2 pseudogenes are annotated in these 883 nt (G+C 63.6%); both read left to right on the top strand.

Going from position 1 to position 883, the window contains the following annotated elements:
• Positions 1-301: pseudogene (locus ACJ5NV_RS20415) on the top strand (hypothetical protein); the annotation flags it as partial.
• 151 nt (positions 302-452) lie between these two features.
• Positions 453-883 (top strand): annotated as a pseudogene (locus ACJ5NV_RS20410) (tyrosine-type recombinase/integrase); the annotation flags it as partial.

Raw genomic sequence — 883 nt, 5'->3', positions numbered from 1 at the left:
CCTCGCTCGCGACGCCATGCCGACCGATCTGCCCGCACCTCACATCGTGCAGCCCTTCTGGTTTGGAGAGCCGGCCTGCAAGGCGACAGACTGGTACCTGCGCGGCCTACCCCCTCTCCGCGCCACAGACAAGCTCCAAGAGCCGCAGCGCCACTCGGATGCCTGGCGGCGCTGGAACCGCATCCACCGCATGCCTCCTGGCCCTGATCGCGCCAGACAGCGCAGCCGCTCATTCCCCGGGATGATGCAGGCCGCAGCGGCACAATGGGGCGACAGCGCGATGCAGCAGGTGGCGGCGTGACCAAGCAGCTGCTGACGTTGGCCGACGCTGCAAGTCAGTGGGGCATCCCAAAGGCCTCTTTACAGCGCGAAGCCGAAAAACACGGATACCTTATCAGATTTGGGCGCTCCTCAAGGATCTACGCCCGAGAAATGCCGGAGCTGATCGAAAAATGCCGATGCCATCAAAGGGCGCGCGCCTCTTCCTGCGAAAGCGAAAAGGGCGAAGCCCCACATTCGTCATCAAAGACGCTGGCACCGAAATCAGCACAGGCACAGCAGATCGCAGCGCGGCTGAAGAGCAACTCGCACGGTACATCGCCGGCAAGTACCGGAGCAGTGGTCCCGCTGAAACGCATGCCATAACCATCGCCGATGTCCTGACGTTCTACGGCACCGAGCATGCGCCCACCGTGGCCGATCCGGCTCGTATCGGGTATGCCATGACCGCCCTGCTCCCGTTCTGGGGTGCCCTGCCTGTCTCGGCCATCAAGGGCGAGACCTGCAGGCGCTATGCCAAGCTTCGCGCACGCGCCGCTGGAACAGTCCGCAGGGAGCTGAACACGCTTCAGGCCGCGCTGAATTACTGCCAGAAAGAGGGCTA

Source organism: Loktanella agnita, assembly GCF_046640325.1.
In the GTDB taxonomy this organism is placed as follows: Bacteria; Pseudomonadota; Alphaproteobacteria; order Rhodobacterales; family Rhodobacteraceae; genus Yoonia; species Yoonia agnita.
The sequence above is the reverse complement of the archived record's forward strand: the minus strand, read 5'-3'. Positions and strand labels throughout refer to the sequence as shown.